This window comes from Amycolatopsis sp. NPDC003731 (assembly GCF_053586895.1).
Genome location: NZ_JBSFNC010000108.1, coordinates 1 through 25,519 on the forward strand (window position 1 = coordinate 1; position 25,519 = coordinate 25,519).

The window sequence follows — 25,519 nt, forward strand, 5'->3', positions numbered from 1 at the left end:
CGTCGCGAATGACTCATTCGGGACCTCGGACGTCCCGAATGAGTCATTCGCGGCACCGGCGGCAGGGGTTCGCGGCTCGTTGACGACTACGGCCGGGAACGCGATCCGGTTGTCTCGAAACGGTAACGAGACCGCGGCGATCAGCGCGTTTACAATTGCCGCAAGGGTTTCTACTATCCACCGGGGATCAAGGCTGCCGCCGGCGAGCGGGCAGCGGGGGTATCGGGTGGAGGTCGTGCATGACGCGCAGTGCGCGCAGACGACGGGACCGGGTCACGGTCGACGAACTGCTCCGGCAGACCGGGGAACGGCCGCGCAAACCGGGGTCGCGGGCGGCCGAACTCGCCGCGCGCCGGGGTTCCGGCGCCGAACCGGGGCCCAGCGGGGTGGCGCGGATGGCCTTGGCGTCGGCGGTGATCGTCGTGCTGGGCGGGCTGGTGGTCGTGCTCGCCGTGCGGCCCGACTCCGGGCCCGGTGACCGGCAGTTCCCGCAGCTGCAGCCGGCCACCGCCGTCCCGACGTCGACCGCGCTCGCCCTGCCGACCGAGACCACCACGCCGTCGCCGGTCGTGATGCACGCGCGCCGGACGCCGACGCCGACCCCGACCGTCACGGTCGAGCTGCCGCCGCCGCCCACCACCTCGAGCCCGGCGCCGTCCACCTGGGACCCGCGGTGGAACTACTACGGCTGCTACCCGTACAACTGCGGGCGGCGCTGACCCGCGAAGGCCCCCTCACCGACCCCGATGCCGGTGAGAGGGCCCCCGACAGCCCCACTACGGGTCCGGACGTCAGCCGGTGTAGCCGGCGACGATCTTGGTGAACGCGTACTTGTCCTGGCTGATGCCGCTGCACTCGCCGCCGCCGCTGCAGTCGCGGTTGGTGGCCCAGAACGTGAAGCGGGCCAGGTGGTGGCTGGTCGCGTAGCCGCGGATGGAGTTGAAGTTGGCCACCGTGACCGTCTCGCCCGCGTTGTCGGTCTTGCCGTTCATCGAGGAGAGGCCGCTGTGCCGGTAGGCGGTGTCGTCGTTCCAGCCGAACGTGGTCTTGAGCTGGTTCTTCAGCCCGTCGACCGCGGACTTCGTCAGCGCCGCCATGTCACCGCCGCTGGAGAAGTCGAACGGCATGACCGACCAGACGTCGACGGGGGCGCCGATCGCCTTGGCCTGGTTGATCAGGCGCTTGCCCCAGGAGTCGGGGCCGGTCGTGGTGGTGCCGATGGTGATCACCACGCGGAGGTTCGGGTTCTTCTGCTTGGTCAGCTTCACCGCGTTGAGGATGCGGTCCTGGACCGTGTTGTTCTGGAACTCGTCGGTGTTCTCGATGTCGAGGTCGATCGCCTTGAGGCCGTAGGCGTCGATCACCTTCTGGTAGGCGCCCGCCAGCGCGGAGGCCGACGTGCACTTCGAGCCCAGCTTCGTGCCGGACCAGCCGCCGAAGGAGGGGATCACGTCCCCGCCCGCGTTGCGGATGTTCTGGATCATCGTCTTGTCCGAGCCGGTCAGCGACCGGGTGCCGTCCCACTTGGGGTTGCAGGTCCCGTCGGACAGCACGAACGCGAGCGTAAACGCTTTCACGCCGGTCGCGGACATCGCGGCGGACGGGCTGGTCTGCCCGCCCCACTGGTACAGGTACGGCGAGGCGAGCACCGGGTCGACCGCGGCCATGGCCTGCGGGGCGAGCCCGACCGTCGTCGCCAGCGCGGCCGAAGCCGCGGCGGCGAGGGTGAGGAGACGGCGCACTGATTTCATGGGGGTCCTCCAAAAGCGCAGGTGGAGCACCTCCGGTTTGAGGCGGCGGGATCAACCCGGGAGGAGTGCTGTGTGCCACCACACAGTGGACTAGACCAATATGTCGTGTCAACCCTCCGTCGGTCGGAAAATGACCCACGGAGTGCCCGGTCACCGACGATGTCAAATTCCCCTGAAGGCGGATCGACATGAGCCTGCGTTCCGGCTACTTTGCCGAAATGGTGGGGGATTCCACGGTCGCCGCCGGCGGGGAACGCCGCCCGGGCCGGTTCCTGCCCGCCCTCGTCCTGCGGCGCTGGTCCCTGCGGCGGTGGGCGCTGTGGCGGCTGCCGCGCCGCGGCCAGGTCTGCTACCTCGTCGGGATCGACCTCCTGGCCGTCGCCGCGGTGGTGCTCGCCACCCTCCGCTTCCCGCCGCTCGCCGCGATGCTGGCGCCGTTCGCGCTGCTCACGGCCGGGATGCTGGTCTCGGCGGAACTCGCGCGGCCGGTCGAACGCCACCGCGAGGACACCCTCCTCGGGCCCGGTGTCGACACGCCGTGGGTCTTCGCCGGGGTGCTCGTGCTCCGGCCCGGCCTGGCCGTCGCGCTGGTCGTGCTCTCCGCGCTGCACCAGTGGTTCCGGGTCCGCAGAAGACCCGTCCACCGGCAGGTGTTCGGCGCCGCGGCGACGGCGCTGGCCGGGCTGTCCGCCGGTGCCTTCCTCACCGCGACCGGCGTCCGGCCGCTCGGCGAGGTCCTCGACGCGCGGACCGTCCTCCTGCTGACCGTCGCCGGGCTGGTGTTCCTCGCGGTGAACGCCGCGCTCGTGACCGGCGCCGACGGGCCCCGCCGGCCACGCGAAGCCGCGCCGGGCCACGCCTTCGACGCCGCGATGACGGCGTTCGGCCTCCCGCTCGCCTGGGCCGCCGTCGCCGCGCCGCTGCTGGTCCCGGTGCTGGCCGGCGCCACCGTCGTGCTGCACCGCGGCGGGCTGGGCAGCGGCCGCCGCGACCACGTCACCCTCGATCCGGGCACCGGCGTGCTGACCGCCGCCTCCTGGCGCGGCGCCGCCGAGGCCCGGCTGGACCGCCCCGGCGGCCCCGGCCCGGCCGTGCTGCTGCTCGACCTCGACCACTTCCGCCTCCTCAACGACCGCTACGGCACCCGGATCGGCGACGCCGTGCTGCGTGCGGTCGCCGGAACCCTGCGCGACGAGGTCCGGGCCGCCGACCTGGTGGGCCGCTCCGGCGGCGAGGAGTTCGCGGTGCTGCTGCCCGGCACCGGCCCGTTCGACGCGATGGCGATCGCCGAGCGCATCCGCCTGCGCATCGCCTCGACGCTGGTGGCGCTGAAGGCCTCGGGCGACGGCCCGCAGTTCGTCGGGGTGACGGTGTCGATCGGCGTGGCGGGCTGCGCGGACGGGCTCCTCGACGACGCGCTGCTGGCCGCGGAACAGGCGTTGCTGCAGGCGAAGGCGGCGGGCCGGAACCGGACGGTCTGCGCCGAGCCGGAGCCGTGAGAACGGGCTCTAGGACATCGTGATCGCGTCCAATTTCTCTTTAAGGTACTGCGACGCGATCACCTCCGGGTAGGTCCGGGTCCCCAGCGGCGGCGCCAATGACGTGATCCGCGCGTCGTGGTCGGTCTCGTAGAAGAAGATCAACGACACGAGGTCCTCGTCGGGCGCCGTCGCGGCCGGGGGGAGGACGCGGTGGCGGGTCGACCGCCAGCGGTCGCCCGTCCAGCGGGCCATCAGGTCGCCGATGTTCACCGTGAACGCCTCCGGGTGGAACGGTGCGTCCTCCCACTCGCCCTCGGCCGTGCAGACCTGCAGGCCGCCGACCCCGGCCTGGCGGTCGAGCACCGTGACCGTGCCGAAGTCGGTGTGCGGGCCGATCCGGAACTGGTCCGGTGCCGGGGCGCCGACGTGGGTCATCGGCGGGTACCAGTTGATGTTGAACGTGTACGTCGGGTGCCCGGTGTGCCGGGTGAAGTGGCTCTGGGCGAGGCCGAGCGCCGCGGCGAAGATCTCCAGGAGGTGGTCGGCCAGCGCCCGCATCCGGCGCATGTACTCGGTGGCCGCCTCGCCGAGCCCGGGCACCTCGTGCGGCCAGACGTTCGGCTGGAACCAGAACCCGTCGACCTCGGCGACGCCGGTGCGGGTGTCCGCGCCCGCCGAGTAGGACTCCTTGAGGTCGGGCGGGGTCTCGGTGCCTTCGGCGTAGCCGTTGGCCTCGACGCCGGGCGGCAGCCAGCCGCGGCCGCCGACCGTGACGGCGTAGCGCTGCTTGACGTCCTCGGGCAGCGCGAAGAACTCCCGCGCCAGCTCGCGCGTCCGGTGGCGCAGGTCGTCCGGGACGCCGTGCCCGGTGACCAGCAGGAAGCCGGACTCCCGCAGCGCCTGGTCGATCCGGCCCGCCACTTCGGCCCGGCCCTCGGACGTGCCCGCGAACCACGGCGAAAGGTCCACGAGCGGAACGGATGACGGCATACCGGCTCCTGTAGGGCGCTGTCTTCTTCTACACTGTCCTATTCGGACTTCTCGACCCCGATGTCCTCGAACCACAGGTCCGGGCGCGCGGCGATGAACTCCGTCATCAGCGCGGTGCAGCCGGGATCGCCGAGCAGGGTGATCTCGACCCCGAGCCCGGCGAGCCAGTCGTGACCGCCGTGGAACGTCTCGGCCTCACCGATGACGACGTGCCCGATACCGAACTGACGGACGAGCCCGGAGCAGTACCAGCACGGCGAGAGCGTGGTGACCATGATCGTGTCGCGGTAGTGCGGGCGGCGGCCGGCGTTGCGGAAGGCCGCGGTCTCGGCGTGCATCGACGGGTCGCCGTCCTGCACGCGCCGGTTGTGCCCGCGGCCCAGCAGCGTGCCCGTGGAGTCGAACAGCGCGGCCCCGATCGGCACGCCTCCTTCGGCCCGGCCCAGCTCGGCTTCTTCGCGGGCGACGGCGAGCAGGGCGTGCGGATCGATCGGCATGCGTCACTCTTTCCGGCCGGGGTGGCGCCTGGCAAGTGCTTGACGGCGAGACTGCACCTTCCGGCGGATAACGGACAGAAGCTGTCCGCGATGTCTGGCACACTGCATGCCATGTACGGCACATCGGAACGGCTGCTCAGGCTGCTGTCGCTGCTGCAGGCGCGCCGGGACTGGCCGGGTGCCGACCTCGCGGCGAGGCTGGAGGTCGACGTCCGCACGATCCGCCGGGACGTCGAGCGGCTGCGGTCCCTCGGGTACCCGGTGCACGCGACGCCGGGGGTGGCGGGCGGCTACCGGCTGGGCGCGGGCGCGGCCCTGCCGCCGTTGCTGCTGGACGACGACGAGGCGGTGGCGGTCGCGGTCGGCCTGCGCACGGCGGCGAGCGGCACGGTCAGCGGCATCGAGGAGACGTCGGTGCGGGCGCTGGCGAAGCTGGAGCAGGTGCTGCCCGCCCGGTTGCGGCCGCGCGTGGGTGCCCTGCAGGCGGCGACGCTGTCCCTGCCCGGGGCCGGCCCGACGGTGGACGCCTCGGTGCTGACGGTGCTCGCGGCGGCCTGCCGCGACCAGGAACGGCTGCGCTTCGGCTACGGCGACCGGTCCGGCGCCGCGACGCAGCGGTCGGTCGAGCCGTTGCGGCTGGTCTGCACCGGGCGGCGCTGGTACCTGGTCGCCTTCGACCTCGACCGGGCGGACTGGCGCACGTTCCGGGTCGACCGGATCGACGGGGTGCCGTCGGTGGGCTTCCGCTTCCCGCCGCGCGAGCCGCCGGCCGCGGACCTGGCGGAGTACGTCTCGCGGCAGATTTCGACGGCGCCGTACCCGCACCGGCTGGTCCTGCGGGTGGCCGCCCCGGCGGCGGTGCTGGCCCGGCGCATCCCGCCGTCGGCGGGCGTGGTGGAGGCGATCGACGAGGGCAGCTGCCGGGTCCGGACCGGGGCGAGCGACCTGGACGCGGTGCCGTACCACCTGGCCCAGCTGGGGTACGACTTCGTGGTCGAGGAGGCCCCGCCGGGGCTGGTGGAGCGGCTGCGGCAGGTGGCGGAGCGCTTCGCGCGGGCGGTGGATTAGCTCAGCCGCACGCGGTCGCTCTCGCCGTCGCTCAGGAACGCGGCCACCTCGCTTCCTTCGGCCGCGACCTCGCCGCGTTCGGTCTTCGTCAGGGGCCGCAGCGGGTGCACCGCGACCGCGCCCTCCGTCACCGTCCAGGTCGCCGAGACGCGGCCGTCGACCAGGACCACCCGTTCGCCGGCCACCGAGAGCCCGCGGTGGGCGTCGTCGATGATGCGGGTCCGGTCGTCGTAGCCGAGGATCGCGTTGTCGAACGCCGGCAGGAACCGGACCGGCGCGGGGGTCTCCGGGCCGGGCCGCGGCGCTTCGGGCAGGTCGAGCAGCTCGCGGCCGCGCTCGTCGCGGAAGGCCACCAGTTCCTCGCGCACCGCCTTCACCGCGGCCGGTAAGCCGGTCAGGCCGGACCACGCGCGCAGGTCGGCGGTCGCCGCCGGGCCGTACGCCGCCAGGTAGCGCCGGACCAGCGTCCGCCCGACACCGTCGTCCGGGTCGAGCGGGTCGGCGTCGCGGCCGAGCCAGGCGGAGAGGGGCAGGTTCCGCACGCCCGCCTTGGTGCGCCACAGTCCGCGCGGGGGCAGCTGCGCCGACGGGATCAGCGCGGCGACCAGCAGTTCGCCGAGCGGACGCGGGCCGGGATCGGGCCACCGGTCGGCGACCGCCCGCGCGAGCTCGCCCATCGAGCGGGGCTCGCCGTCGGCCAGCACCGCCCGGCCCGCCGCGGCGAGCTCGGCGAAATCCACGCCCTCGAGTTCGCTGCGGTAGGTGGTGACGACCCGCTGCCGCAGCATGGTGTCGAACCGGCTCCGCCACGCGAGGACGTCGTCGGCGGTCAGCAGGTGGACGGTGCGGCGCATGAGGTGGGTCCGGACGACCCGGCGTCCGGTCAGCAGCGCGTCCAGCGCGGCCGGGTCGAACCCGCGCAACCGCGACCACAGCCCGGTGAACGGTTCCTGGGGTTCCTGGGCCTGCAGGCCGGCGAGGTGGGCGACCGCGTCGAAGACGGGCAGGTCGGCGCGTTCGAGCAACAGCTGGCGGGCGAGGGTGGCGCGGTTGAGGGCCCGCGCGTTCAGGACGTGGTGCACGGGACCACCTTGCCGCAGACAGCGGTCAGGGTGTGTCCGCTACTCCGAGCATGCGCAGGACCAGGCCGCCGTACTCCTTGCCGAGCGCGGCCGGCGTCTGGCGGGCGCGCTCGCTGTACCAGCGGGCGACGTCGACGCCGAGCGAAAGCACGGCCCGGGCGGCGACGTGCGGGTCGGACACCGTGAAGACGCCGCTCCCGGCGCCCTCGGCGATGACCTCCCGCACGATCCGCTCGATCCGGCGCCGCAGCTCGGCGACCACCTCGAACTCCTGCTCCGGCAGCGCCTGCAACTCGTACTGGACGACCCGCGCGACGGTGTGGCGCCGCGCGTGCCAGGCCACGAAGTCCTCGACGATCAGCCGGATCCGCTCGACCGGGTCGGATTCCTTGGCGACGACGTTCTCGACCAGGGCGAGGGTCTGCTCGTGGCCGTACCGGCTGATGGCGAACAGGAGCGCGGCCTTCGAGGGGAAGTGGACGTACAGCGCGGCGGGGGACATCCCCGCGGCGCCGGCGATGTCCCGCGTGGTGGTGGCGTGGTAGCCGCGCTGGGCGAAGGCCTCGACGCCGGCCAGCATCAGCCGCCGGGCGGTCTCCGGCTGCACGTCCGGCCAGAGTTCGGCCGACAGCGACATCGTCATCCGGTGATCCTCCCAGCTCGCCCGCCCGCGCGGTCGTCCCCATTGTAAGCGGGCGCTTTGTGCGGGGGACCCGGCAGACACCCCCGGTCGAACACCCGTTCGAGGGTCGGGTACAGTGTTCGTCGGGTGGTGGTGCGGCCGCAGGGGAAGTGCGGTCCGCACCACCACCTTCGAGGAGGGAACGCGCTTGAGGACGTTGCACATCGCGCTGCGGGTGAGCGAGCTCGACCGGTCTCTCGCGTTCTACGCCGCCCTCGGCTACGAGGTGGTCGGCGAGGTCGCCGAGACGCCGATCGGGCACCTCACCATGCTCAAGCTCCCCGGCGACGAGTTCGTCACCGTCGAGCTCGTCCACGACGGCGGGCCGATCGAGCACGGCACCGACGTGAGCCACCTCGTCGTGCAGGTCGAATCGATGGCCGGCACGCTCCGCGCGCTGGCGGGGCACGGGATCGAGCCGGTCGGCCCGGTGCACGACGGCGGCGGCGACGCCCCGACGACGACCCTGGTCGCCGACCCGGACGGGCGCCGGATCGAACTGGTCCAGTGGCCCCCGGGCCACGCCGACGGCATGACCGCCGCCGACTGGGCGGAGGGCGGGAAGTGAACGACGGCATCGCGCCGGCGGGGAAATCGGATCGTTACACAACTTCGGGCCGCCTGGCGCGTCCGATGAGCGTGAGAACGATCCGCATGGCCGGCCTCGGCCTGGCCGCCTTTCTGCTGGCGGCGTGCAGTGGACAGTCCGAGACCGCGGGGACCGCGCAGGCGGTCGGGGTGGCCGGCCCGGCCGGAACGGCGACAGCGCCCGGGGTACCGGCCGCGACCGTGGCGTTCGAGGGCGGGGACCAGCTGAGCCCGAAGGACCCGATCGTCGTCAAGGCGTCCGGGGGGACGTTGCAGGCGGTCGCGGTGACGAACCCGCAGACCGGCAACGCCGTCGAAGGCGAGCTGTCGCCGGACAAGACGACGTGGACCAGCAAGGACCACCTCCGGTACGCGGCCACCTACCAGGTGGTCGCCACCGCGGTGAACCAGGCGGGCGCGGCGACCGAGCAGCGCGGGGAAGTGCACACGATCAAGCCGGCCGCGGTTGCCACTCCCGCGCTCTTCCAGGCGCCGTCGGGCGACTTCGGTGTCGGCCTGGTCATCGGCCTGAAGTTCGACCACGACATCACCGACAAGGCCACCGTGGAGAAGTCCTTCAAGGTGACGTCCTCGCCCGCCCAGGAGGGCGGCTGGTATTGGGTGGGCAAGCGCGAAGTGCACTACCGGCCCAAGGACTACTGGAAGGCCGGCTCGACGGTGAAGCTCGAGACGACGACCTTCGGCACGCCGATCGGCGGCGGCTCGTACGGCGGCCAGGACGTCTCGGCCACCTACAAGATCCACGACTCCTGGATCGCCAAGGCGGACGGCAAGACCCACCAGATCAAGGCCTACCACAACGGACAGCTGGTGAAGACCGCGCCGACCAGCATGGGCAAGACGGCGAACACCCCGCCGCGCGGCCCGACGCCGACCTTCAACGGCACGCACACCGTGCTGGGGAAGGAAGACCACAAGATCATGGACTCCTGCAGCTACGGAGTCTGCGAGGGCGACCCGGGCTACTACAAGGCGCCGGAGAACTGGAACGTCCGGATCTCCAACGACGGCGAGTACCTGCACGAGAACCTGAAGACGGTCGGCGTGCAGGGCAGCGACAACGTCTCCAACGGCTGCCTCAACATGAACACCGAGAACGCCAAGTGGTTCTTCGACAACTTCAACGTCGGCGACGTCGTCGAGGTGACCAACTCGGGCGGCCCCCAGCTGGCCATCAACAACGGCCACGGCGACTGGGCGATCAGCTGGAGCGCCTGGCAGGCCGGCAGCGCCCTTCGGTGAGGCAGGCACTCAGCGACGTCAGCAGTTCATCGAGGGGAACGGGGTCGAGCCCCAGGACGCTTCGAACGAAGCCCGCATGGCGGCGAGATCGGGCGCGAGCGGGGTGCCTCCCGAGGCATCCCCGGCGACGGCGCGCAGCGCGCCACCGGAGGCCAGCCGCCCCGTCCGGCGGGCAGGGCCGGACCGGTCATCGGGGACGGTGGGCTGCCAGTCCGTTTTCGTCCAGGGCGTTGAAGATGTGGAGATCGCCGCGGCTGGTCTTCAGCCAGAGACCGGTGGTCAGCCAGGTCGCTCTGGTGCCGACCGCGTTTTCGGCCGCGAAACGCGATGAGGTCGCGGCTACCTCGTCCACAGTGGCGTCCGCGATCGCCGCGAGTGCGGGATGCGCTGGTCGAACTTCTCCCAGCAGACCTCGAGTTGCGGTCCGTCATCCAGACGCAGGACAACGGGCAGGTCGGCGAACCATTCGTCGTGTTCGAGGGACCAGACTGTCCACGTTTCGGCAATCCGATGTCCCGTCAGGGACCGCAGCCGCGCGGCCTGCCGGTCGAGTTGGTCGTCGGCGGGCAGGAAAGCAGGCACCCAGCCGGAGACGTCAGGGTCCTTCGGAGTCACCGGCGAACGGTCCCACAGGCCGGCTATCCCGGCACCCTCGTTTCCGCACGATGACCGGTGGACCGGCACGGGCGATCCGCCTGGCCTTCCGTCTGCGACTCCGCGTGGGAGTCCTGGGGTCAATTGCGGTCGGCGGTCATTCGCTGGGTGCCCGTCGCGGCCAGGAGGTCGAGCTTTTCCCGGGCGTCGGTGCCCGGCCGGGGCGTGTAGACGACGACCCGCAGGTTCGAGCCCTGGGTGATGAGGACGTCGGAGTCGAGGTCGATCGGGCCGGCTTCGGGGTGCTCGATCAGCTTGTGCCCGCTCTGGTGCTCGGCGACCGACGCGGCCGCCCACAGTTCCCGGAAGCGCGGTGCCCGCTGCAGCCGGCTGATCAACGCCTCGACGTCCGGGTCGTCGGGGTACCGGCTGGTCGTGGCGCGCAGGTCGGCCACGAGGGATCGTTCGAACGCGGCCCGGTCTCCGGGGCTGAACCGCGCGGGGTTCGGCATGCCCTCGAACTGCATGAGCAGCAGGTTGCGGTGGTCCTCGGTCACCGTCGTCGGGTCGCCGAACGCCGCGGCGAACAGCGGGTTCCAGTGCAGCAGCTGCCAAGTGGCGTCGTACACGGCGAGCGGGTGGGTCTCCAGCCGTTCCAGCAGGCGGCGGACGCTGCCAGGAATCAGCCGGGGGACGCGGTGCGGGTCGGCCGAGTGTCCGGCCAGCCGCATGAGGTGTGCGTGCTCGGCGTCCGACAGCTGCAGCGCCCGGCCCAGCGCGGTGCAGACCTGGGCGGACGGATTGGCCGCGCGTCCTTGCTCGAGCCGGACGACGTATTCGATCGAGATGCCGGCGAGGACGGCCAGTTCCTCGCGGCGGAGGCCCGGAGCACGGCGGGGCGCTTTGTGCGGGATCCCCACGCTCGCGGGATCGAGGCGATCGCGCCATGTCCGCAGTGCCCGCCCGAGATCGTCCATGCGGTCATTGTGCGCTCAGCGGACCTCGTTCGTGGTGGTACCGGCTGTACCAGGACATGCCGTGGCTGCCTCTCGCCCGGGCCGCGGCGCAGGGTGACCCCATGAACGCAACCCAGTCCAGCACACCCTCCGAGCTCGTGATCGTCACGGGCGCAAGCACCGGCATCGGGCGGGCGACCGCGCAGCGGCTGGCCGCCGACGGCTTCCACGTCCTGGCGGGCGTCCGGACCGAGGCGGCCGCCGCGGAGGTGACGGCCGGGCGCATCGAACCGGTGCTGCTCGACATCACCGACGAGAGCCAGGTGAGCGCGCTCGCCGACCGGGTTCGCGCGGACCGCCGTCCGCTGCGCGCGGTGGTCAACAACGCCGGGATCGCGGTGAACGCCCCGATCGAAGCGCTGCCGCTGGCCGAGTGGCGTCGGCAGTTCGAGGTCTCGGTGTTCGGTCAGGTGGCGGTCGTCCAGGCACTCATGCCCGCTCTTCTGCGGAGCAAGGGCCGCATCGTCAACATCGGCTCCACCGGCGGGAAGGTCGCCATGCCGGGCTTCGGTGCCTACTCCGGCGCGAAGTTCGCCATGGAAGCCGTCAGCGACTCCTTGCGCCGCGAGGTGGAACCGTTCGGTGTCGCCGTCGCCGTGGTCATTCCCGGTGCGATCCGCACCAAGCTGACCGAACGCGGAAACGCGACGGCGGAACGGCTGATCGCGGGCATGACCCCGGAGCAGCGAGCCCGCTACACCGGACTCACGAAAGCCTTCCGCGCGACCACAGAAGCCTGGGGCGTCAACGGTTTGGACGCGAGCGTCGCCGCCGATGCCGTCTCGAAGGCGATCCGGGAGCGCAGGCCGCGGACCCGGTACACCGTCGGTCGCGACGCGGTTGTGATGACCCGGCTGACACACCTGGTCTCCGATCGTCTGCTCGACCGGATGGTGCGCCACACGATGGGGCTCTGAGCCCGCAGCTGCGCCGGGAGCGGTCAGCGCCCCGCTGTGGTGTGCGTGGAGAACTCGTTGCCGTCGGGGTCGGCCAGGACGACGGTGCCGTCGGTGCGGGTGTCGAGGTGGGTGGCGCCGAGGGAGATCAGCCTGTCGACCGTCGCCTGCTGGTCGCCGTCGGCCGGCAACAGTTCGAAGCGCTGGCGGTTCGGCTCCGGTGTCGCGGGTGTGCCATCCCAGGTGTCCCAGGCGATCTTCGTGCCGCCGTGGGGTGACTGGATTGCGGTCTGCTCGCCGCGGTCCCAGACCAGGGGCCAGTCCAGTGCCTTGCTCCAGAACAGGCCGGTCTGCCGGGTGCCGGCGCAGGTGAGTTCGCCCAGGGGGCCGCAGCCGGCGAGGTAGTCGTTGCCGGGCTCGATGACGCAGAACTCGTAGCCTGCCGGGTCGGCCAGGACGATGTGCGGCTCTTCGGGTTGCTGCCCGACGTCGAGGTGGTGGCCGCCGAGCTCGAGTGCCGTGGCCACGGTGTGCTGCTGGTCGTCGAGGTCGGTGCTGGTCAGGTGCAGGTGCATCCGGTTCGCGCCGGGGCGGCCGGCGCGGCCCGGGGTGAACCGCAGGCCGAGCTGGGTGTCCTCGCCCGGGAGCAGGAGACCGCCGGTGTCCTCGATGACTTCCCGGCCGAGCAGGCCGGCCCAGAAGCGGGCCGCTTCAGCCGGGTTGTCCGCTTCGAAGGTCACCGCCAGCAGTTCCGAATGCATCACCGGAACGTAGACACCGCTCTCCTGCGGCGGCAAACCATTATGGAACCGGCGGAAACTCGGGCGTGGGAGATTGCTTCCATGACAGTTGACCTCGAGACCGAGCGTCTGGTGCTTCGACCGTGGCGGGTGGCCGAGGCTGCCGTGCAGCGTGAGCTGTGGGCCGAACGTGATCCGCGAGTGCCGCCGCATCGGCGGATCGATGCCGCTGGGCATCCCACTGTTGCGGAGCTCGAGGAGGTGATTCGCGCGTCCGTGGGGTTGCTGGCGGTCGAGCGGAAGGCCGTCGGCGACGTCATCGGCTACTGCGGGGTGATCGGGGAAGACGAGGGACGACCGGAATTGGCGTTCGAGCTGCTGCGCCGGACCTGGGGGCGGGGCTACGCGACCGAGGCTGCGGTGGCTGTCCTGGACTGGGCCAGGTCGGCCGGGTACGAGCGCTTGTGGGCCACGGTGTGGGAGTGGAACACGGCCTCCCGCCGCGTGCTGGAGAAGCTCGGGTTCGTCGAAGTCGGGCGCGAACACGTGGACGGGATCCACGGACCTTCCTTGGTCACCTCGAAGCGGCTGTAGCACCTCGGGGCGACCGGCCGCCGATGCACAGTCCGATGGCCGCTCCTGCCAGGCACACCACCGACGTGATCAGGAAGATCGCGCGGTACTCCGTCAGCAGCGCCTCACGGACCGCGCCGAGGTAGTCGGCGAGGGCGCGGTCGTAGGCCCGCTGGGAGGGGAACAGGATCCGGATCGGTGGGTTCAGCGACGCCGTCAGCGTGTGGAAGTAGTGCAGGCCGAAGGCCGACACCGCCGCGACGCCGACCAGCATGCCGGTCATCCGCGCGACCACGACCGCGGCCGAGGCGACGCCGTGCTGGGCGCGCGGTACCGCACGCAGCGCCACGGCCGACAGCGGGGCGATCACCAGGCCGAGGCCCAGACCGGCGAGCGCCAGGTCGACGTCGAGGCGCGGCAGCCCCAGGACGGACCTGGCCGCGAGCACGTCCGCCGGCCAGCGGGACATCAGGAGGTAGCCGCCCGCGGCGAGCAGCATTCCGGCGCCGACGATCCAACGCTCGCCGATTCGCGTGGCGAGCAGGCCGCCGAGGAGCGCTCCGACCGGCAGCGCGACCAGGAACCTCAGCAGGAGCTCGACACTGCCGCCGTCGTCGCGGCCCAGCAGTGTCTGTGCGAACAGGTCGACGTCGACCAGGGTGATCATCAACGCCGCCCCCGCGGCGACACTCGTCCCGAGCGCCGTGAAGAACGGCCGCAGTGAGACGTTCGCCGTGTCGATGAGGCGGACTTCCGCGCGCGACTCCCACCAGAGGAACGCGACCAGACCGACCCCGGCACCGATCAGGAACGGCACTCCCCACGGCGGCAGCACCTGCTCGCGCGGGTTCGGGTTGTCCAAGCCGATGACGAGCAGCGCGAGCGTGAGCGCCAGCAGCAGGACACCGACGAGGTCCACGCGCGGCCGCTCGGCGGGTTTGCCGCCCCGGACGGAAACCTGCACCGCGACGGCGGCCAGCACGGTCAGCGGGACGTTCACCCAGAACACGCCGCGCCAGCCGGTCGCGGCGGCCAGCCCGATCCCGTAAAGCGGCCCGAGCACGCTGCCGAGCTCCTGCGCGGCGCCGACGGCCCCCAGCACGGCGGAGCGGCGGTTCCCCGGCCACAGGTCCGCGGCCAGCGCGAGGGTCACCGGAAGCAGCGCGCCCCCGGCGGTCCCCTGGAGCACCCGGCCCGCGACCAGGAGCGGGACCGTGCCGGCCAGCGCGGTGAGCACCGACCCGGCGAGGAACCCGCCGAGGCAGGCCTGCAGCAGCAGCTTGCGCCCGAACCGGTCGGAGTACTGGCCGAGCAGCGGCATCGCGGCCACGTAGCCGAGCAGGTAGCCGGTGATGACCGGCGTGACGATCTCCAGCCGGTTCACCGGGACGCTCAGGTCGTCGATGATCTGCCGCAGCAGGCCGACCACGACGTAGGTGTCCAGCGCGCCGAGCAGCACGGCGAGCCCGCCGGCGCCGACCGCGAGCGCGCGGCCGCCGCGCGAGGCGACCGGCCCGGTCACGCCGGCGCGGTCACGGTGACCGGCTTGTCCACATCGGACAGTGTGACGTCCACGGTGGCGCCGCCGGGGTACCCCAGCGAAGCCTTGACCGGCAGGTGGCCGCCGTCCTGACGGAGCCAGAAGGTGGCGTTCACGTTCGAGGCCGTTCCCGGCACCAGCGCGGTCAGCGCCTCCTTCGGGACCGTTCCGGCGACGCGGTACGTCGGCGTGCCACCGACGTCTTCGGTGCCTTCCGTGTTCGGGCCCTGGACCGAGGCCAGGACCTTCGGGATGCCGCGCTGCGGGTCGAGGATCGCGGACGGGTTGTAGATCGAGGAGCTCAGCGCGGCGGGGATCCGCTGGAACCCGCCGGTGGGTCCCTTGATGTACAGCGAGCCGTTCACCAGGACGAACTGGGCGTCGACGACCTGGCCCATCAGGTCCAGCGTGCCGGTGCCCTTCGCGCCGCCGCCGTTGGCCTTGGTCAGGTCACCGTCGACGCTGTGCACGCTCAGGCCCGGCACGGTGCCGGTGACCTTCAGCGTGAAGTGCGTGCTGGTGACGGCGCCCGCCGCCGACGCGCTGTCCTTGAGCAGGGCACCGGCGTCGGGCAACGTGGCGTCACCGCTCGAGGAACAGCCGGTGACGATCGCCGCGCCCAGGGCCAGGACCGCGAGCAGGCTACGCCGCAGAATCATGCGCACACCCTAGATCAGGAGCCACCCCCAGGCACGAACCGCCTCGTGACGGCTGCTCGGCCGGAACACTGCGGTGCGTGAACGGCGGGGACAGTTGCCGGCGCTCGGACGCCGTACTCCCGGCGTCACGTGGTTGATCGTGGAATGGGGATTTCGAGCGCGGTCGTGCCGGCGAGCAGGGTCAGGGGTCCGGAATGCGCAGGGGGTGCCGGGGACCACTGCATGCGCAGCCGGTCGAGGTGGTCGCCCGATTCGGCCGAGCCGCCGGTCCGGCGGTACGCCGTGCCCTGCTCGTCGCGGAGTTCCCAGGTGACGTCGGCCAGGGGCGAGCCGGCCACCGTGCGGGCCGGTGGGTCGGTGGCTTGCCCGCGGCGTCGGCGGTTCAGCCAGTCCAGGTGCTCGCGCGCGGCCTGGGCCCGCCTTTCGCGGTGCTCCGGGCCGGGGTGGGTGTAGAGGTCGACCAGGATCCGGTCGCTCCACAGCTCCGCCGAGATCAGCATCACCGGCCGTCCGCCGAGGTGCCCGAGGTGCCGCGGCCCCGCCAGCACACCCCGCAACGTCGGCGGCTCGGCCGGCTCGGGGGCCGCGACCGGGGCCGATCCCGTCCGCGCGGCCACGGGAGCGAAGGTGCCCCCGGCCGTCGAAGACGACACCGAGGCTGTCACCGACCGGATTTCCGGCCTGATCCCGGCCTCCTCGAGGGCGTCGAGCGCGGCGCTTTCCTGCTCGTCGGTGAGCACCCCGGTGGCACCGAGGGCCTCGACCTGCGCCGCGAGCCGGCTTCCGAGCATGCGCAACGGATCCACGGAAACCACGCCGGCGGACTGTTCGCGCCGGACCCGGCTCACCCCGGCCACGGCCGGTCGGAAGACCTGCGCCAACCACTGTTCCCCGGACAGCGTCATGACTTCAATTTACCTTTGCCCACAAGACATTTTCACGGGGAGCGCGGAAGTGGCCGGTCAGCGCGTTCCCGCGATGGCGTCTTTGATCACCTGCGCTTCCCCGTCCAGGAGCAACCTCTCGAGTTCCGGGGCGTGCCTTTGATGGTCCAGCCGTCGCCCGCGTAGCGTCCCCTCGCACCCCAGGCGTGAGCCTGCCATCGTCCCGTGGGCGATGCTAGGGGTGTGGAGTACGTGTCCCGAGTGCCGCGACCGCCGCTGGACGGGCTGATCGACGACCTCTACTACCTGGAGGGCGCGCCGCCCTATGCCCGGCTGATGCTGCCGCCGATGCCCGGGGCCTTTCTCATCGTCAACCTCGGGGCGCCGTTCCGCATCCGCGGTGGCACCGACGCCGAGACGGCCGGGTACGCCGACGGCTGCGTGGTCAGCACACCCACCCGCGCGCTGGAATTCGGCTACCCGGTCCCGACGCGGTCGGTCGGCGCGCACATGAAGCCGTGGGGACTGGCGCCGTTCCTGCCGATGCCCGCGGGCGAGCTGTGTGACCGGCCGGTGACGCTGGAGCAGGTGTGGGGCCGGGCCGCCGTCGCCGAGCTGCGCGACCGGCTGGCCACGGCGGCCGGACCGCACGAGATGCTGACGCTGCTCGAAGAGGAGCTGCTGCGACGGCTGACCGAGACCGCCGGCCTGGAGCTGGTCCGCCACACGAGCGGGGTCATCGCGGCGGCCGGCGGGGCGGTGGCGATCGGCGACCTGAGCGTGGCCGCCGGGGTCAGCAGCACGCACCTGGTCCGGCGGTTCAAGGAGCTCGTCGGTGTCACGCCGAAACGGCTGGCGCGCACCCACCGCTTCACCGCGACCGTGTTCGCGATCGACCCCGCCGGGCCGATCGACTGGAGCGGCCTCGCCGGGGGAGCGGGCTACTTCGACCAAGCCCACTTCGGCCACGAATTCCGGGCTTTCACCGGGCTGACGCCCACCCGGTACGTCGAGGTCCGGCGGCGGTTCCTGCGCGAACACCCGGGTCACGTGCTGGACGGCTGGCCGCTGCCCGCCGATTGATTTCTTACAAGAGCCACCGCGCACGACGGGCTAATTTGGGCACCCCCAAGCAAAGGAGGGCCCGTGGGCAAGGTGGTCATGTACAGCTCGGTGTCGGTGGACGGCTTCATCGCGGACGAGAAGGACCAGCCCGGACCGCTGTTCGACTGGCTCACCGGCGGCGACGTCCCGCTGGACGCCGGCGGCGTCCTGAAGGTGTCGCAGACGTCCTACGACCACGTCCGGCCGTACTGGGACGGGATCGGGGCGACGATCGCCGGCCGCCACGTCTTCGACCTGACGGACGGCTGGGACGGCGTGCCGCCCGCCGGGGTCGACCACGTGGTCGTCGTGACGCACCGGCCGCCGCCCGAGGGCTGGGACTCCGAGGCGCCGTTCCACTTCGTCGACGGGGTCGAGGCAGCGGTGGCGAAGGCGCAGGAGCTCGCGGGTGACCGCGTGGTCGAGGTCGCCGCCGGGGACGTCGGTGGCCAGGTGCTGGCCGCGGGACTGGTCGACGAGGTGCGGATGGACGTCGTGCCGGTCGTGTTCGGGACCGGCAAGCGGTTCTTCGGGCCGGTCGACGGGCAGCGGTTGCTGGAGGATCCCGAGGTGGTCATCCGGGGCAACCGGGTGCTTCACGTCTGCTACCGGGTGCGTCGCTGATCGCCCCGCGGGGTTTCAGCACCACGGCCGGTAGATCGAGTGCCGGCCGGGGCCGGGCCGTGGCGCACCGGGCCGATTTCTTCCCGCGTCAGGCGTCACTTTCCCGGGTGAGCGGCCCGATTGTCCGGTTTTGCCCGTCTTCGAGTCAGGCCGATTCGGGTTGTGGCACGAAGGCGGGAAGCGCGTCGAGGCTGTGGCGCACGGCCTCGGCGCCGTACTCGAACATCTGCCGTTCGTACGCGCCGACCGCGCCGGGGAGGTCCGGGCCGCCCTCGGTCAGGCAGCGGCGCAGCAGGTCCGCGTCGCGCAGGGCGGTGTTCGCGCCGTTGCCGCCGGTCGGGGAGGTGGCGTGGATGGCGTCGCCGAGCAGCGTGACCGGGCCGGGCGCCCAGCGCTCGCCGGGCTCGACCACCCGGATGGACAGCAGGGTGCTGTTGTCCGGGTCGGCCTGCTCGATGAGCGCCCGCAGGTCCGGGTGCCAGCCCTCGGTCCGGGCCAGCACGGTCTCCTGCGGGGTCAGGCCGCCGGCCGGGCCGTCCGGCGGCAGGATCATGGCCCAGCGCACGTAGTCGCCGACGTCGGGCAGGACCACCTCGGGCGCCAGCGTCTCGGCCGCTTCCTTCGGCGGGGTGCGGAAACGCATCGCGCCGAGCAGCAGGCTGACGCCGTTGCCGGCGATCTTCGAGCCGAACGCCCGCGCCAGTCCGGCGAACTGCCCGGTCAGCGGCGTGCGGCCGATGACGAACCGGACGCCGGTGTCGGTCGGCGTGGTCTGCGGCGAGAGCACCGCGCGGACGGCGGAGCCGACCCCGTCCGCGCCGACGAGCAGGTCGGCGACGACCGGGTCCCCGTCCGCGAACCGGGCTTCGACGCGGCCGTCGTCCAGCACGTCGTAGCCGGTCAGCGCGGCACCGGTGCGCACGGTGAGCCCGGTCAGCAGCAGGTGGCGGAGCACGTGCCGGTCGATGACGGTGCCGGTTCTCCCGGGGCCGAGCTCGCCGATCTTGTTCAGCCGCGGGTCCAGGACGAGCCGCTCGCCGTAGGCGTCGCCGGTGATCGCGTCCAGCAGCGGGTGCCAGCGTGGCGGCAGACAGCCTCGGAGCGCCGCCAGCCCGGTGGGGTTCAGGACGAGCCGGTAGCCCTGGAACCGCGCGGTGATCGCCGGGTCCCGCTCGTGCACGTCGGCTTCGATGCCGGCCTGGCGCAGGCCCTGCGCCAGGCACAGGCCGCCCAGACCGGCTCCGGCGATGGAAACGCGCATGTCAGATCCCTTTCGAACTTAGTTCGTTCGTGACGAACTAAGTTCTAGCACGCGAACTTAGTTCGTCTCAAGCTATAGTGATCGACATGCCCACGGACCCCCGGCAACGCCGAGCCGCCCGGCACGCGGGCAACCCCGCGGCCCCGTCGCCCAAGAGGCCGATCACGGTCGACCGGATCACCGACGCGGCTCTGCAGGTCGTGGCGGCCGAGGGCTACGACGCTCTGACGATCCGCCGCGTCGCCGCGGTGCTCGAAACCGGGCCGTCGTCGCTGTACGCGCACATCGTGAACAAGGACGACCTCGACGACCTGCTCATCGGCCGGCTGTGCGCCGGGATCGAGCTGCCCGAACCGGACCCGGCGATCTGGCGGACGCAAATCCTCGACGTGTACGGCCGGATCCGGGATCAGTATTTGCGGTATCCCGGCGTTTCCCGGGCTGCGTTGGGCATGGTCCCCACCAACCTCGACGCGCTGCGGGTCCGTGAAGGGCTTTTCGCGATTCTGCTGGCCGGCGGTGTCGAGCCGCAGGCCGCCGCGTGGGGCCTTGATGCGCTGTCTCTCTACGTCAGTGCGTATGCGTTGGAGCAGTCGCTGGTGCGGCAGCGGCGGAAACGTCCGGAGGATGAATGGGTGGTCGGCCAGGGGGAGCTGCTGGACCGGTTCGCCGCGCTGCCGGCTGATGCTTTCCCGCAAACGCGGCGCTTTGCCGCCGAGCTGACTTCCGGGAGCGGGGACGATCGGTTCGAGTTCACCGTCCGTTTGATCGTGGACAACCTCAGCCGGACCCCGTCGTCCCGATGATTCCGTTGAAGACTCGTTCAGGTGACGTTTTTCCTGGACGGTAACGGCCGGTGAAAAAGCTGCGACCTCCGGACAACCGCGGCCCGACGGCGTCCTGCACGGGCAACGGACGTTTCCCGAAAGGAGGTCGGCGTGAGCGTCGAAAACCGGGAAGAAAACATTCACCAAACCTACCTGGCGCTTCGCGTCGCCATGGTCATGCTCGTGGCGCTGCTGTTCCTCGCCATCCTCTTGCAGTTCCTGTTCGTCAATGACGGTCTGTGCTGGCAGCATTCCATCAGCGCCTACTACTTCACTTCGGTGCGGCCCGTTTTCGTCGGCGTTCTGTGCGCGATCGGCACGGGCATGATCGTCTACCGCGGGAACACCGACTACGAGAACACCGCACTCGACTGCTCGGGGTTCCTGGCGTTCATCGTCGCGTTCGTGCCGACGGAAATCGACGACGCCTGTCTTCCGGTGAACGGGCCGAGCCGGCCCGAGATCGAGGCGGCGGTCAAGACCGATGTCGGCGCACTGCTCGTGATCGGGGTGGCCGCCACGGTCTTCGGCCTGCTCGCGCGGAAACGCCGGCACGGCCGGTTCGAACGCCCCAAGCCGTACACGCTCATCTCGCACCTGGTGACGCTGGCGGTTTTGTCCTTCGGAATCTGGCTGTACTGGAACAGGCAAGACTGGTTCCGTGACCACGGCCACCTCTACGCGGCGATACCGTTGTTCATCGGGATCGTCATCGTCGTCGTGGCGAACGCCTGGTCCGCCCCCCGAGGGAACTTCACGGTCTGGTACATCGTGGTCGCCGCCTTGATGGGCGGGTCCCTCCTGACCGGAGGAATTCTCTGGGTCGTCGGCGTGCAGCACTGGGCGTTGTGGCTGGAGGCGCTGATCATCCTCTGGTACGCAGTGTTCTGGCTCGTCCAGACGGTGGAACTCGGTGGCGCGGCGAATCGCGCCGAAGCCACGTGACAGCTGGTGATCGCCGCCGCGGTGCGGTACAACCGGGAGCGTGGCCGAGCGCGTCCGGCGTCCTGACCCGCACGTTTCCGTCGAGCGTGACGTGCTGGTGCGGTACCTCGACGCGTGGACCGCCACCGTGCTGCGGTCGCCCAAGGGCGGGACCTACGTCGAATGCGGGGAGTTCGCCGCGGAGGCCTTCCGGGTTTTCGGGGAGTTCGCCGACCGGCTGGGGGAGCATCACCTGGAGGTGGTCCTCGTCGGCCGGGCGGCGCCGGGTGGGGCTCCGGGTGGGCTGGTCGTCCGGACCGTCGGCGAACTCCGGGAGGTCGGCGTGCGCGGGCCGATGCTCGCGCACCTCTCCGGTGACTGGCCGGCCTCCCTGGTGCGGGGCAAGGCGCACGAGGTCCTCCTGGCCGCCGAACCGGGCTCGGACCACCGGGAACGCTTGAAGGCGGCCGGGCTCGGGTGTGCCGTGGCCGTGGATCTGGTGGCGGACAACGGAAGCGTGAAAACGCTCGTGTTCGCGACCGCCCACGGCCGGCATCTCGCCACCTTCAAGAACGAACTGTGGGCGGCCGATGAGTTCGCCGGCATCCGGTACCGCGATCCGCGGGACCCCGAGGGCACGCTCGTCGACATCTCGCTCACCCCGCAGCTGCTGCCGCTGCGGCGGGCGCTGCTGGCGGAACTGGAGCGGAACGGCCCCGCCACCGTCGCCGCCCTCCAGGAATTCACGTTGCTGGAAACGATCTACCGCGCCGAGGACGCCGTCGGGGCGCTGACCGCCGCCGTCGCCGCGGGGCAGGCCGGGCGGGAACCCGAGAAGGGCCGGCTCACCTCCCGGACGGTTCTGAGAGCTGAACCGCGGCCGGGGTGAGCGTCGGGCGCAGGGCGGCGACCACCGCCGTCGTGACGACCAGGTGCATCAGCATCAAGCCGAAGACGTTGGCCGCCGTGGCGCCCGCCGCGAACAGGAGCAGGTCGGGGACCCAGGTCAGGGCCAGGACCGCCGGGACGACCACGCGCAGGGCCTGCGGCGCCCGGCGGGCGAGCACGAACCAGCCGATGGTGCCGAGCAGCAGCCCGGCGGCGGTCGCGGGCAGGTAGGACGCGGGGTTCAGGCCCATCGCGATGCCGCCGTCGTCGAGGGCCAGTGTGCCGAGCGCGATGGCCGTGTTCGCCGCGGCCGCCGCCAGCAGGGCGAAGCCGAGGCGGAGGACGGTCATCGAGGTCAGTCGCGGGGTGGTCGTCATCGCTCCTCCTTGGGTTTAACACGCAACCCAAACGGTAGATTGGGTTGCGTGTTAAAGTCAAGGCGTGCGCGAGGAGGAGCCGGTCCGCTGGCTGGACGACGACGAACGGCGGGCGTGGATCAACCTGGCGAAGGTCCTGCTCACGCTCCCGGGCGCGCTGGAAAGCCAGCTGCTGCGGGACGCCGACCTGACGCTGCTGGGCTACATGATCCTGGCCCGGCTGTCGGCCGTGCCCGGGGAAAGCCTGCGGATGAGCGAAATCGCCGAAATGGCCAACGGGTCGCTGCCGCGGATTTCGCACGCCGTCGCGCGCCTGGAAGACCGGGGGTGGGTGGTGCGCGAAGTCTGCACCGGCCGGGGCCGCCGGTTCACCACCGCGACGCTCACCCCGGCCGGACGCGCGCACCTGGCCGCCTCGGCGCCCGGGCACGTCGCCACCGTCCGCCGGCTGGTGACCGATCCGCTCGGCGACGACTTCGTGCGGCTCGGCGACGCCGTCGCGCGGATCGTGGAAACCCTGGGCCTGCCCACGGAAATCCTCGCAACCGAGTAGGTGTGGAGTTCTCCGGCCGGCCGCGCCACACTGGTCTGCGGTTCCGGAGAACACCCGAGGAGGGGTGCGGGATGCCCACCGCCATCGAATACGCAGCCGCCGGGCACTGGCACGAGCAGAACGGGTGCGGGAGTGGTCCGCCCGCCCGGGATTTCCCCGCCGGCGAGGTCACTCTCGCCGCCTCGGTGGCGCACCAGGACGTCGTGCCGGCGCCCGCCGAAGGGTTGCTGCTCACCGGCCTGCCCGTGGCGCTGCTCGTCGCGGCCGTGGTCTGGCGACGGCGGCGCGGAAGCAAAACCACGGCCGAGTAGGGGCCCGTCAACTCCCGCGGTACCGAAGGTCAACCCGCGGCGCATGACGCACCGCAGCCGGGCGGATACGGTGGCCCGGTGCGGGCGGCGTGGACGCGGGTGCGGCGGTACGGGGAAGCGCACCCGCAGCTGCTGGACGGCGTGGTGTCGTGGCTGGTCGACGGCAACGGCGACACCACGCCGGCGAAGTGCGCCTCGAAGACCCACACCAGCGTCGACGGCTGAGCACGGACGGACCGCCACCCAGGGAGCTCAACGTCCCCGGGCGGCGGCCGTGCGGTGGCGGTACAGCAGCCACACGAAGTAGGGCGCGCCGAGGACCGCGGTCATCAGGCCGGCCGGGAGCTGGCCGGGGGCGAGGACCGTGCGACCGACGGTGTCGGCCGCGCAGACCAGAATCGCGCCCAGCACCGCGGCGGCGGGCAGCAGGCGGGAATGCCGGCTGCCGACGATCGCGCGGGCCGCGTGCGGGGCGACCAGCCCGACGAACGTCAGCACCCCGATGCCCGCGACCGCCGCGCCGGTCAGCAGGACCGCGCACGACAGCAGCAGCAACCGCGTCCGGGTCACGGGCACGCCCAGCACGCGCGGGGTTTCGTCGTCCAGCGCCAGCAGGTCGAGCTCACGCCGCGTGCGGACCAGCACCGGTGTCACCACCAGCAAGGCCAGCGCCATCGGCACCAGGTGCGGGAAGGCCCGGCCGTAGGTCGAACCGCCCAGCCAGGTCAGCGCCTTGGTCTCGTTCCACGGATCGGACAGCGTGATCAGCAGCGTCACCACCGCCTGCGACGCCGCGTGCACGCCGAAACCGATCAGCACCAGGCGTTCGCTGGTGAACCCGCCGCGGGCGGCCACGGCGAAGACCACCGCCATGGCCAGGGCGGCGCCCAGGCCCGCGGAGCCGGTCAGCGTCCAGAACCCGGCCCCGGACACGGCCGTGATCACCGCGACCGCGCCGAGGCCCGCGCCGCCGACGACGCCGATCATCCCCGGCTCGGCCAGGGGATTGCGGGCGACCGCCTGGGTGAGCGCGCCGCCCAGCGCCAGTGCCGCGCCCGCCAGCAGCGCGGCCACCACGCGGGGAACGCGGGTGTCCAGGACACCGGTGACGATCGGGCCCGCTTGCCCGGTGACCCAGGTGACGACGTCGCCCAGGAGCAGTTTCGCGTCCCCGAGCAGCACCGCGCCCACGGCGACGCCGGCCAGCACGAGCACCAGCACCGCCAACGTCATCCGATACCGGGTCGCGCTCACCCCGCCGCGGGCGCCGGCCGCGGGTGGTTCGGCGGTCGCGGACGTGATCCGGGCGGTGCGGGCCAGGACCACGAGGAAGAGCGCGCCGAGGATCGTCGTCACCACGCCGGTCGGCACCGCCAGGGCGCGTTGCGGGCCGATGACCGCGCGCAGCAGCACGTCCGCGCCCAGCAGGAGCGCCGCGCCGAGCGCCGCGGAGCAGGGGAGCAACGCCGCGTGCCGGTGCAGGCCCGGCACCACGGTCGCGAGCAGCCGGGCCACCGCCGGTGCGGCGAGGCCGACGAACCCGATCGGGCCGGCCAGCGTCACCGCGGTCGCGGCCAGCAGCACGGCCAGCGCGATCGCGGCGAACCGGGTCCGTCCGATGTGGACACCCAACGTCCGGGCGTGGTCGTCGCCGACCTGGATCAGGTCGAGCTGCCGGGCCATGCCGAGCAGCACGGCCAGCGCCACCCCGGCCACCGGGCCGAGCGTGCGGATGCCGCCGAGCCCGTTCTGTTCCAGGGAGCCCTCGCCCCAGGCGAAGAGGCCGCGGGTTTCCTGGGCGTACAACAGCAGCAGCACCTGGGTCACGGAGATCAGAGCCAACGCGATCGCGGTGCCGGCCAGCACCAGCCGCACGATCCCGGTGCCCCCAGTACCGGACAGCGCGAGCACGAACACGGCCGCCGCCAGCCCGCCCGCGAAGGCGATCCCGGCCGCGCCGAGCAGGGGCAGCGAGACGCCGAACGCGGCGACGGCGACCACCGCCAGGTGCGCGCCGGCGTTGACGGCCAGCGTGTCCGGCGACGCCAAGGTGTTGCGGGACACCGACTGCAGCACCGCGCCGGCCACGCCGAGCGCGCCCCCGACGACCAGCGCCGCGAGCAGGCGCGGCAGCCGCGACTCGACGACCACCGCGGTCGTGTCACCGGTTGCCCTGCCGAAGACCAGCCGCAGCACGTCCAGCGCATCCAGGTTCGCGGTGCCCTGCGTCAGGTGCACGGCCGAACCCAGCAGGATGAGCGCGCCGAGCCCGCCGCCGAGCAGCGCGAGCCGCCCGCGGCGCCGGACGGCGACCGCGGGCGGGCCGGGCTCGGTCAGGGTGACCAC

30 protein-coding genes are annotated in these 25,519 nt (G+C 72.1%); 15 read left to right on the forward strand and 15 right to left on the reverse strand.

All coding sequences use genetic code 11. The features are described from left to right. Positions 1–239 precede the first annotated feature (239 nt). Positions 240–719, forward strand: a complete 480-nt coding sequence (locus ACWDN5_RS33330) for a hypothetical protein (protein WP_449679082.1) — start codon at positions 240–242, stop codon at positions 717–719. Between the two features lie 72 nt (positions 720–791). Here ACWDN5_RS33330 and ACWDN5_RS33335 read toward each other — a convergent pair whose 3' ends face one another. Next, on the reverse strand, positions 792–1,751 hold the full coding sequence (locus tag ACWDN5_RS33335) for a chitinase (RefSeq protein WP_449679083.1): 960 nt from the start codon (positions 1,749–1,751) through the stop codon (positions 792–794). Between the two features lie 218 nt (positions 1,752–1,969). Between ACWDN5_RS33335 and ACWDN5_RS33340 the strand changes: the two genes are divergently transcribed. Continuing rightward, positions 1,970–3,250 (forward strand): GGDEF domain-containing protein, encoded by a 1,281-nt coding sequence (locus tag ACWDN5_RS33340; RefSeq protein WP_310977056.1) that lies wholly within the window; start codon positions 1,970–1,972, stop codon positions 3,248–3,250. A 9-nt stretch (positions 3,251–3,259) separates the two neighbouring features. On the opposite strand, the gene ACWDN5_RS33345 is transcribed toward ACWDN5_RS33340, so the two are convergent. Further along, positions 3,260–4,222: an isopenicillin N synthase family dioxygenase gene (locus ACWDN5_RS33345; protein ID WP_310977055.1), complete on the reverse strand. Its 963-nt coding sequence runs from the start codon at positions 4,220–4,222 to the stop codon at positions 3,260–3,262. Positions 4,223–4,260: 38 nt separating this feature from the next. Beyond that, complete coding sequence (locus ACWDN5_RS33350) at positions 4,261–4,719, reverse strand: nucleoside deaminase (protein WP_449679084.1); 459 nt, start codon at positions 4,717–4,719, stop codon at positions 4,261–4,263. Between the two features lie 111 nt (positions 4,720–4,830). On the opposite strand from ACWDN5_RS33350, the gene ACWDN5_RS33355 reads away from it, so the two are divergent. Then, positions 4,831–5,787: a helix-turn-helix transcriptional regulator gene (locus tag ACWDN5_RS33355; RefSeq protein ID WP_449679085.1), complete on the forward strand. Its 957-nt coding sequence runs from the start codon at positions 4,831–4,833 to the stop codon at positions 5,785–5,787. Here the strand turns inward: ACWDN5_RS33355 and ACWDN5_RS33360 are convergent. Continuing rightward, the gene (locus tag ACWDN5_RS33360; RefSeq protein WP_449679086.1) at positions 5,784–6,869 is read right to left on the reverse strand and encodes a winged helix DNA-binding domain-containing protein; all 1,086 of its coding nucleotides are present in this window, start codon (positions 6,867–6,869) and stop codon (positions 5,784–5,786) included. The genes ACWDN5_RS33355 and ACWDN5_RS33360 overlap by 4 nt on opposite strands. Positions 6,870–6,894: 25 nt before the next feature. Continuing rightward, positions 6,895–7,512 carry a TetR/AcrR family transcriptional regulator gene (locus tag ACWDN5_RS33365; RefSeq protein WP_449679087.1) on the reverse strand — a complete coding sequence of 206 codons (618 nt, stop codon included), beginning with the start codon at positions 7,510–7,512 and terminating at the stop codon, positions 6,895–6,897. Positions 7,513–7,699: 187 nt separating this feature from the next. On the opposite strand from ACWDN5_RS33365, the gene ACWDN5_RS33370 reads away from it, so the two are divergent. Then, positions 7,700–8,119, forward strand: coding sequence for a VOC family protein (locus tag ACWDN5_RS33370; protein WP_449679088.1), 420 nt, complete (start codon positions 7,700–7,702; stop codon positions 8,117–8,119). Between the two features lie 65 nt (positions 8,120–8,184). Further along, complete coding sequence (locus ACWDN5_RS33375; protein WP_449679089.1) at positions 8,185–9,402, forward strand: Ig-like domain-containing protein; 1,218 nt, start codon at positions 8,185–8,187, stop codon at positions 9,400–9,402. A gap of 187 nt (positions 9,403–9,589) precedes the next feature. Here the strand turns inward: ACWDN5_RS33375 and ACWDN5_RS33380 are convergent, their stop codons facing one another. The 3 genes from ACWDN5_RS33380 to ACWDN5_RS33390 form a co-directional block, all read right to left on the reverse strand. Next, entirely contained in the window at positions 9,590–9,754 is a 165-nt protein-coding gene (locus ACWDN5_RS33380) for a hypothetical protein (RefSeq protein ID WP_449679090.1), read from the reverse strand. Beyond that, a complete protein-coding gene (locus tag ACWDN5_RS33385) occupies positions 9,742–10,017 on the reverse strand; it encodes a hypothetical protein (protein ID WP_449679091.1) in 276 nt (91 codons plus the stop codon). The genes ACWDN5_RS33380 and ACWDN5_RS33385 overlap by 13 nt, the downstream gene beginning before the upstream one ends. A 119-nt stretch (positions 10,018–10,136) precedes the next feature. Then, positions 10,137–10,973 carry a helix-turn-helix transcriptional regulator gene (locus tag ACWDN5_RS33390; RefSeq protein WP_449679092.1) on the reverse strand — a complete coding sequence of 279 codons (837 nt, stop codon included), beginning with the start codon at positions 10,971–10,973 and terminating at the stop codon, positions 10,137–10,139. 101 nt (positions 10,974–11,074) lie between these two features. Here ACWDN5_RS33390 and ACWDN5_RS33395 point away from each other — a divergent pair, with 101 nt between their 5' ends. Continuing rightward, entirely contained in the window at positions 11,075–11,929 is an 855-nt protein-coding gene (locus ACWDN5_RS33395; RefSeq protein WP_449679093.1) for an SDR family oxidoreductase, read from the forward strand. A gap of 23 nt (positions 11,930–11,952) precedes the next feature. Here ACWDN5_RS33395 and ACWDN5_RS33400 read toward each other — a convergent pair whose 3' ends face one another. Continuing rightward, positions 11,953–12,669 (reverse strand): VOC family protein, encoded by a 717-nt coding sequence (locus ACWDN5_RS33400; RefSeq protein ID WP_449679094.1) that lies wholly within the window; start codon positions 12,667–12,669, stop codon positions 11,953–11,955. A gap of 81 nt (positions 12,670–12,750) precedes the next feature. Here ACWDN5_RS33400 and ACWDN5_RS33405 point away from each other — a divergent pair, with 81 nt between their 5' ends. Further along, positions 12,751–13,242, forward strand: a complete 492-nt coding sequence (locus tag ACWDN5_RS33405; RefSeq protein WP_449679110.1) for a GNAT family N-acetyltransferase — start codon at positions 12,751–12,753, stop codon at positions 13,240–13,242. Here ACWDN5_RS33405 and ACWDN5_RS33410 read toward each other — a convergent pair. The 3 genes from ACWDN5_RS33410 to ACWDN5_RS33420 form a co-directional block, all read right to left on the reverse strand. Continuing rightward, positions 13,223–14,743: an MFS transporter gene (locus tag ACWDN5_RS33410; RefSeq protein ID WP_449679095.1), complete on the reverse strand. Its 1,521-nt coding sequence runs from the start codon at positions 14,741–14,743 to the stop codon at positions 13,223–13,225. The two genes, ACWDN5_RS33405 and ACWDN5_RS33410, sit on opposite strands and share 20 nt — an antisense overlap. After that, positions 14,740–15,420, reverse strand: coding sequence for an LppX_LprAFG lipoprotein (locus ACWDN5_RS33415; protein ID WP_449679096.1), 681 nt, complete (start codon positions 15,418–15,420; stop codon positions 14,740–14,742). Before ACWDN5_RS33415 ends, ACWDN5_RS33410 begins: the two co-directional genes overlap by 4 nt. Positions 15,421–15,545: 125 nt before the next feature. Then, on the reverse strand, positions 15,546–16,325 hold the full coding sequence (locus ACWDN5_RS33420; protein ID WP_449679097.1) for a hypothetical protein: 780 nt from the start codon (positions 16,323–16,325) through the stop codon (positions 15,546–15,548). A gap of 240 nt (positions 16,326–16,565) precedes the next feature. Here ACWDN5_RS33420 and ACWDN5_RS33425 point away from each other — a divergent pair, with 240 nt between their 5' ends. Both ACWDN5_RS33425 and ACWDN5_RS33430 read left to right on the forward strand, forming a co-directional pair. Next, entirely contained in the window at positions 16,566–17,387 is an 822-nt protein-coding gene (locus ACWDN5_RS33425) for a helix-turn-helix domain-containing protein (RefSeq protein ID WP_449679111.1), read from the forward strand. Positions 17,388–17,450: 63 nt separating this feature from the next. After that, positions 17,451–18,032 carry a dihydrofolate reductase family protein gene (locus ACWDN5_RS33430; RefSeq protein ID WP_449679098.1) on the forward strand — a complete coding sequence of 194 codons (582 nt, stop codon included), beginning with the start codon at positions 17,451–17,453 and terminating at the stop codon, positions 18,030–18,032. Between the two features lie 145 nt (positions 18,033–18,177). On the opposite strand, the gene ACWDN5_RS33435 is transcribed toward ACWDN5_RS33430, so the two are convergent. Next, positions 18,178–19,293, reverse strand: coding sequence for an FAD-dependent oxidoreductase (locus ACWDN5_RS33435; protein WP_449679099.1), 1,116 nt, complete (start codon positions 19,291–19,293; stop codon positions 18,178–18,180). Positions 19,294–19,379: 86 nt separating this feature from the next. On the opposite strand from ACWDN5_RS33435, the gene ACWDN5_RS33440 reads away from it, so the two are divergent. From ACWDN5_RS33440 to ACWDN5_RS33450, 3 genes are all read left to right on the forward strand, one after another. Next, the gene (locus tag ACWDN5_RS33440; protein ID WP_449679100.1) at positions 19,380–20,099 is read left to right on the forward strand and encodes a TetR/AcrR family transcriptional regulator; all 720 of its coding nucleotides are present in this window, start codon (positions 19,380–19,382) and stop codon (positions 20,097–20,099) included. 132 nt (positions 20,100–20,231) lie between these two features. Next, on the forward strand, positions 20,232–21,065 hold the full coding sequence (locus tag ACWDN5_RS33445) for a hypothetical protein (RefSeq protein ID WP_449679101.1): 834 nt from the start codon (positions 20,232–20,234) through the stop codon (positions 21,063–21,065). Positions 21,066–21,105: 40 nt separating this feature from the next. Beyond that, positions 21,106–21,933, forward strand: a complete 828-nt coding sequence (locus ACWDN5_RS33450) for a hypothetical protein (RefSeq protein WP_449679102.1) — start codon at positions 21,106–21,108, stop codon at positions 21,931–21,933. On the opposite strand, the gene ACWDN5_RS33455 is transcribed toward ACWDN5_RS33450, so the two are convergent. Beyond that, a complete protein-coding gene (locus tag ACWDN5_RS33455) occupies positions 21,890–22,309 on the reverse strand; it encodes a DUF6069 family protein (RefSeq protein ID WP_449679103.1) in 420 nt (139 codons plus the stop codon). The two genes, ACWDN5_RS33450 and ACWDN5_RS33455, sit on opposite strands and share 44 nt — an antisense overlap. A gap of 64 nt (positions 22,310–22,373) precedes the next feature. Here ACWDN5_RS33455 and ACWDN5_RS33460 point away from each other — a divergent pair, with 64 nt between their 5' ends. The 3 genes from ACWDN5_RS33460 (at position 22,374) to ACWDN5_RS33470 (ending at position 23,398) form a co-directional block, all read left to right on the forward strand. Continuing rightward, positions 22,374–22,862 carry a MarR family winged helix-turn-helix transcriptional regulator gene (locus ACWDN5_RS33460; protein ID WP_449679104.1) on the forward strand — a complete coding sequence of 163 codons (489 nt, stop codon included), beginning with the start codon at positions 22,374–22,376 and terminating at the stop codon, positions 22,860–22,862. Positions 22,863–22,933: 71 nt separating this feature from the next. Beyond that, a complete protein-coding gene (locus tag ACWDN5_RS33465; RefSeq protein WP_310977032.1) occupies positions 22,934–23,173 on the forward strand; it encodes a hypothetical protein in 240 nt (79 codons plus the stop codon). A gap of 78 nt (positions 23,174–23,251) precedes the next feature. Continuing rightward, positions 23,252–23,398, forward strand: coding sequence for a hypothetical protein (locus ACWDN5_RS33470; protein ID WP_449679105.1), 147 nt, complete (start codon positions 23,252–23,254; stop codon positions 23,396–23,398). Positions 23,399–23,425: 27 nt separating this feature from the next. Here the strand turns inward: ACWDN5_RS33470 and ACWDN5_RS33475 are convergent, their stop codons facing one another. Next, positions 23,426–25,519 (reverse strand): iron ABC transporter permease, encoded by a 2,094-nt coding sequence (locus ACWDN5_RS33475; RefSeq protein ID WP_449679106.1) that lies wholly within the window; start codon positions 25,517–25,519, stop codon positions 23,426–23,428.

Bases quoted from the DNA above. Each gene is read 5' to 3' on its own strand.
- ACWDN5_RS33465 (WP_310977032.1), top strand. From the start codon at position 22,934: ATGCCCACCGCCATCGAATACGCAGCCGCCGGGCACTGGCACGAGCAG.
- ACWDN5_RS33435 (WP_449679099.1), bottom strand. From the start codon at position 19,293: ATGCGCGTTTCCATCGCCGGAGCCGGTCTGGGCGGCCTGTGCCTGGCG.
- ACWDN5_RS33405 (WP_449679110.1), top strand. From the start codon at position 12,751: ATGACAGTTGACCTCGAGACCGAGCGTCTGGTGCTTCGACCGTGGCGG.
- ACWDN5_RS33365 (WP_449679087.1), bottom strand. From the start codon at position 7,512: ATGACGATGTCGCTGTCGGCCGAACTCTGGCCGGACGTGCAGCCGGAG.
- ACWDN5_RS33330 (WP_449679082.1), top strand. From the start codon at position 240: ATGACGCGCAGTGCGCGCAGACGACGGGACCGGGTCACGGTCGACGAA.
- ACWDN5_RS33455 (WP_449679103.1), bottom strand. From the start codon at position 22,309: ATGACGACCACCCCGCGACTGACCTCGATGACCGTCCTCCGCCTCGGC.
- ACWDN5_RS33350 (WP_449679084.1), bottom strand. From the start codon at position 4,719: ATGCCGATCGATCCGCACGCCCTGCTCGCCGTCGCCCGCGAAGAAGCC.
- ACWDN5_RS33335 (WP_449679083.1), bottom strand. From the start codon at position 1,751: ATGAAATCAGTGCGCCGTCTCCTCACCCTCGCCGCCGCGGCTTCGGCC.
- ACWDN5_RS33395 (WP_449679093.1), top strand. From the start codon at position 11,075: ATGAACGCAACCCAGTCCAGCACACCCTCCGAGCTCGTGATCGTCACG.
- ACWDN5_RS33355 (WP_449679085.1), top strand. From the start codon at position 4,831: ATGTACGGCACATCGGAACGGCTGCTCAGGCTGCTGTCGCTGCTGCAG.
- ACWDN5_RS33420 (WP_449679097.1), bottom strand. From the start codon at position 16,325: ATGACGCTGTCCGGGGAACAGTGGTTGGCGCAGGTCTTCCGACCGGCC.
- ACWDN5_RS33375 (WP_449679089.1), top strand. From the start codon at position 8,185: ATGAGCGTGAGAACGATCCGCATGGCCGGCCTCGGCCTGGCCGCCTTT.
- ACWDN5_RS33340 (WP_310977056.1), top strand. From the start codon at position 1,970: ATGGTGGGGGATTCCACGGTCGCCGCCGGCGGGGAACGCCGCCCGGGC.
- ACWDN5_RS33345 (WP_310977055.1), bottom strand. From the start codon at position 4,222: ATGCCGTCATCCGTTCCGCTCGTGGACCTTTCGCCGTGGTTCGCGGGC.
- ACWDN5_RS33415 (WP_449679096.1), bottom strand. From the start codon at position 15,420: ATGATTCTGCGGCGTAGCCTGCTCGCGGTCCTGGCCCTGGGCGCGGCG.
- ACWDN5_RS33390 (WP_449679092.1), bottom strand. From the start codon at position 10,973: ATGGACGATCTCGGGCGGGCACTGCGGACATGGCGCGATCGCCTCGAT.
- ACWDN5_RS33400 (WP_449679094.1), bottom strand. From the start codon at position 12,669: ATGCATTCGGAACTGCTGGCGGTGACCTTCGAAGCGGACAACCCGGCT.
- ACWDN5_RS33440 (WP_449679100.1), top strand. From the start codon at position 19,380: ATGCCCACGGACCCCCGGCAACGCCGAGCCGCCCGGCACGCGGGCAAC.